This window comes from Syntrophales bacterium, assembly GCA_030655775.1.
Lineage (GTDB): Bacteria > Desulfobacterota > Syntrophia > Syntrophales > JADFWA01 > JAUSPI01.
Genome location: JAUSPI010000001.1, coordinates 1 through 4,767, shown reverse-complemented (window position 1 = coordinate 4,767; position 4,767 = coordinate 1). Strand labels below are relative to the sequence as shown.

Sequence of the window (4,767 nt, the reverse complement as noted above, 5' to 3'; positions counted from 1 at the left end):
TTATGTGGAGCTCCACATAAAGCGGCTTATGTTGAGTCTTCATTTATGTGGAGTAATTTCTAACAGCCCTCCTCTAATCCGCATTAACACTGGTTATTTTCCCTCTACCTGCCTGTAATTACTCCACATTAATTTCCGTATGTCAGAGAGACTCTAACCATTGAATGAGATTCTTATTTTGCTTCCAAGGCCGTTTAGTAGCTTTACTAATTGGCAGATAATTATCCAACACTTTTCGTTTCATCTCAAGATTGATTTCTGCATAACGATTGGTTGTTTCAAGGTTGGTGTGTCCAAGCCAAGAGCGAATGGTATTAATATCCACTCCTGACTCAAGTAGATGCATAGCGCAGGTGTGACGAATACTATGAGGATGGATATGTTTTTCTTTGAGAGATGGACAATTTTTAGTAGCAATCTGAACATACTTATTTAGTAGGTACCGGACACCATAACGTGTTAAAATTTCTCCTCTGTGGTTGACAAAAACAGGCACATTGGTTATTGGATCAACCGCTCTTTGTTTGAGCAAGGAGCGAAGCAGATTAACGGTCTCTGGCCACAAGGGACATAAACGAGTTTTATTTCCTTTTCCTAAGATGCGAACCTGAAATGGCCGATCTAATTGAAGTGCCCTCGTCCGTAGAGTAATAATTTCTTCAACACGGGCTCCAGTATTGTGCATGAAAAAAAGAAGGGTATAGTCCCGGTAGCCATCAAGACTGTTACGATCCACTACTTGTAGTATCGCCTTCATTTCTTCCTGTTCCAGATATTCCACTATGGGAATAGGTGCGCGTTTAAAAGGAATTGCCAAAATACTTTGACAATGGCCGAATAACAACGGGTCCTGGTTGGCTATGTAACGAAAAAAACTATGCACACAGGCCAGGCGGATGTTCCTGGTTTGGGTACTATTGCTCCGTTGTTTTTCCAGATGGTCCAAAAAATCAAGTACCACCTTCTGTGTCAAATCAGTCAACAACAGGTCAGTAATAGATTTTTTCTTATGGGCTGCGCTAAAGGTGAGCAGTAGTTTGATAGTATCCCGGTAGCTCATCATGGTATGTCGGCTGAATCCTTTTTGAAGAATCAAATAATCTTGAAGGAAATTGTGGATGTGAGTGGCGAAACTATTGTTATTCATTTTGGTTCTCCTTTCTGCGTTTGATTAAAGTACCGGTTAAAACGCTGGGATGCTTGTTGGAGTAATTCAGTAGTCATGGTCAGATATCGTTGAGTGCTAGCGATACCAACATGCCCAAGATAGGTACTTATCAATCCCAGCATAGACTGGATATCTTCTCCTTTCCGGTACCATTCTTCGAGACGATATGTGGCAAAAGTATGACGGAGGTCATGAATACGAGGCCCACCTTTGCCCTGCTTTGGTTTAAGCCCTAAATCTCTTAGTGCCTGGCGGAATAACTTTGATATGGTGCTATTATCACAAGGCCTTGGCCTATGCAGATTCTGAAAAAGGAACGACTCAGGATCAGTTGGTAATCTGGCTTGTTCGCGCAATTGGAAATAGCTTTTTAGTTCTTTCACCATGCTAGGCGAGAGTGGGACAGTACGACTTTTGAAAAATTTCGTTTCACGAATGTAAATTTTTTCCTCCTTCCAGTCTATGTCCTTGAGACGAAGTTTCATTGCTTCGCTTATTCGCATTCCGGTGGTATAAAGAAGCAAAACCAGAATATAAAGCATCTGTGGACGCAGAGGATACTGCCTTGAAGGTTTCGATTTACGTAATCTTCTAAGTAAAGTTACTATTTCCTTTTTAGAATAAATATAAGGTATAAAGGATTGGGGACAAGGTGGAGAAAGTGAAGTATCAGGGGTATAGATACCAGCATCAAACCGCCGAAGATAAAGACAAAATTGTCGAACTACACTAAAACTTTTGTATCGATGAGCTTCACTTCTATCTAAGAATTGATTATTCCATTTCCTTAATATTGAATCAGAAAGTTGTTTAGGAGGAGCTGAATACGATATCAAAAAACGGTCAAAGTGGCAAAGAGTTCTTTCTTCTTGGTGATAAGATTTTCCCTGGGCTCGGCTGAAGGTTATAAAATTCTGCATAGATTTTCCCAATGGACTGCTAAATATAGGAACCGGCTTCAAATCCTTCAAGAATTTTTGTGGAGATGGTTCCATCAATACCAGGATTACGGCCTTTAATCCTTTCCTGGGATACTTCTTTTTTAATAGATTCAGTGGGTTTTCTTTCAAGTATTCATTGTTTTTTAGAAACTGGAAAAAATTAGATACTCTACGCATCCGCGGCATTATTGTATACAAAGCGACATAACGCTTTTTCATCTTTTTTAACCAGCGGATGAGTGTAGCTTGTGTGATACTTATTGGTAGTCCTTTTTTCCAGGCACTCTTCTCCAAATAAGAAAGAGACTTCAAAATGGCACATCGATCACCACGTCGTGTCTGTTCTTTAAGATTTGGATTTCTAGATATGAATTTTTCAACTAACTCTCGCACCTCTATTGGTAAATTTTTATTACTCATGTTTATTCCACCTCCGGAACTTCTAACGCGACCTCTCTAAGTCGCTCTATAGCAGTTTTTGTATAAATATGAGTTGATTCTAAATTACGGTGTCCCAGCAAATCCCCTATATGTTTAAGTGAAACTCCTTGCCGAATTAAATGGGTAGCAAAACTATGTCTCAGTATGTGAGCTCCACCTCGTGGCAGATTTAGACCAGCAAGTTGAATATATCGATTTACTACATAAGTAATATTGCTTCCGTTTAGCGGAGTCCGGGGAGCATAAACGTGAAGAAATATCTCGCGGTACTTTGAAGAAGACCGTGCATGCTTCAGATATTTAAGGATTGCCTTGCCCACCTGTGGTGTAAGTGGTAACCAAAGGTCTTTTCCTGTTTTCCTTCCAGAGATATGAATGGTTTCCTTTCTCCAATTAATATCCTCTAATTTAATCTTAGCTACTTCTCCAGCCCGCAAACCATAGGTTGTCAAAAGGAGAAGGATGGCATAGTGTTGAAGACCTGTCTTGGTCGACCGGTCTACAACATTAAGAATCTTTTCAACATCAGAGTAGGTCAAGACGCTGGGAAGAGATTGTAGTTTGTAACGCCGAGGGTTACTAATAAGATAGGAGAAGTCAACAGGAATCTTCCCTGAATGATACAGAAATCCGATGAAATTTTTCAAGGCATGAACATATGACCGATGTGGAGCATGCTTTAACCGAATAGCCTCCTGTTCAATAAATCTATCAATCTCAGCTATTCCTATGGAAGATATGTTCTTCCTGTAACCTAAAAACCGTAAGAATTTTTCAACCCAGCCTATGTGTCGACGAATAGTATTTTCGCTTAAATTATTCTGACCTCTGAGAAAAGTTAAAAATTGTTGGGTTAAAGGCGATAATAAAGAATCCCTGGATGCCAAATTGCTAATTATATTAACCTCTTTTAGAGCTTGTAGATAAGACTTTAAGCTAAAGCTTCTATGTCCAAGACCGCGGTGTTTACAATAATGTCGGTAGGCATCCAGAAGTTCTTTACCGTTTATTCCTTCCAGTTGATGAATGGAACAAATGCCTTTTTGACGCAAATAATGTGCAAAATGGGTTATCCTTTGAACATGAGATCGTATGGTATGTCGTGAATAGCCATTGTTTTGCATCCACTTTACAAAGCAATCGTAATGAGCACCCAACAATCCTGAACGGTGTTTTGCCTCAATGGCAGGCTTTGGAAAAACTTTATCGTGCATATCCACCTCCTTTTTGAATGTATGATAACATAAAGCACCCAACGGGAAGTATAGCACGTTCAGGTGGGTTTATTAATGTGGAGTGATTAGAGGTAAGTAATGAATATTAGTGAGGGAGAGAAGGGAAGGAATATGAGTTACTCCACATAAATGAAGACTCAACATAACCAACCGGCGTGGGTAAGACCTATCTGGTAAGAACCCTTGCCGCTTTCCTTAAGGTGCCGGTGGCGTTCACTTCCGCCAACGAATATTCTGAGACCGGCTATGTCGGCCGTTCAGTCGGCGACATGGTGGAGGAACTTTACAAGAAAGCCGGTGAAAACAGGAAAAAGGCCGAACAGGGCATAATCTTTATTGACGAATTTGATAAACTGGCCGAACGTGGTTCCGATTTTGACCATAATACCAACCGGGATGTTTCCGGTCGAAGCGTTCAGGAAGAACTTCTTGACCTGTTGGAATCGGATGGATCTCGGACTGTTTCCTTCGGCAAACACCTGAATCAGGAAATGGAATTTGACACCAGCCGGATACTGTTTATCGCGGCCGGCGCCTTTAACGGTCTGGACCGGATTGTTAAGAAGAATCGCCACCAAAAAACAGGAATCGGGTTTGTCTCAGCAAAAACAAGTTCCGCATCTTTGGAAAATGCCGGCTCTTCCATTGAGTCTACCGACCTTGAAAGTTACGGACTTATCCCGGAATTGCTGGGCCGGTTCCCGGTAATCTGCTCGCTTGCGCCGCTTTCCGAGGACAACCTTACGCACATTATGGTTGAACCCAAAGACTCAATTCTGGAAGAATTCCAAGGATATTTCCGCTCTTTTGGTGTGGAAGTTGAGTTCAAAGAGGGGGCGCTGAAAAAAATCGCGCATATCGCCGCGGAAAGAGGCACCGGCGCCCGCGGATTGCGTAGTGTGCTGGAAGCGGTTTTGCAACCGTATCTTTTCAAGCTTGAGGACAATAATGGCGGGCAACCCGGAAAGCGCATCATCATCGA

General features: G+C 41.6%; 4 protein-coding genes. 1 reads left to right on the top strand and 3 read right to left on the bottom strand.

Annotated features, from left to right (window positions below):
* Positions 1–142: 142 nt before the first annotated feature.
* The 3 genes from Q7J27_00020 to Q7J27_00010 are packed head-to-tail and all read right to left on the bottom strand — an operon-like array spanning position 143 to position 3,764.
* Positions 143–1,147 (bottom strand): site-specific integrase, encoded by a 1,005-nt coding sequence (locus tag Q7J27_00020; protein ID MDO9527526.1) that lies wholly within the window; start codon positions 1,145–1,147, stop codon positions 143–145.
* Positions 1,144–2,529 carry a tyrosine-type recombinase/integrase gene (locus Q7J27_00015; protein ID MDO9527525.1) on the bottom strand — a complete coding sequence of 462 codons (1,386 nt, stop codon included), beginning with the start codon at positions 2,527–2,529 and terminating at the stop codon, positions 1,144–1,146. Before Q7J27_00015 ends, Q7J27_00020 begins: the two co-directional genes overlap by 4 nt.
* 2 nt (positions 2,530–2,531) lie before the next feature.
* Positions 2,532–3,764, bottom strand: coding sequence for a site-specific integrase (locus tag Q7J27_00010; protein MDO9527524.1), 1,233 nt, complete (start codon positions 3,762–3,764; stop codon positions 2,532–2,534).
* A gap of 176 nt (positions 3,765–3,940) precedes the next feature.
* On the opposite strand from Q7J27_00010, the gene Q7J27_00005 reads away from it, so the two are divergent.
* Positions 3,941–4,767 (top strand): AAA family ATPase (locus Q7J27_00005; GenBank protein MDO9527523.1); only part of this gene is annotated, 827 nt, incomplete at its 3' end.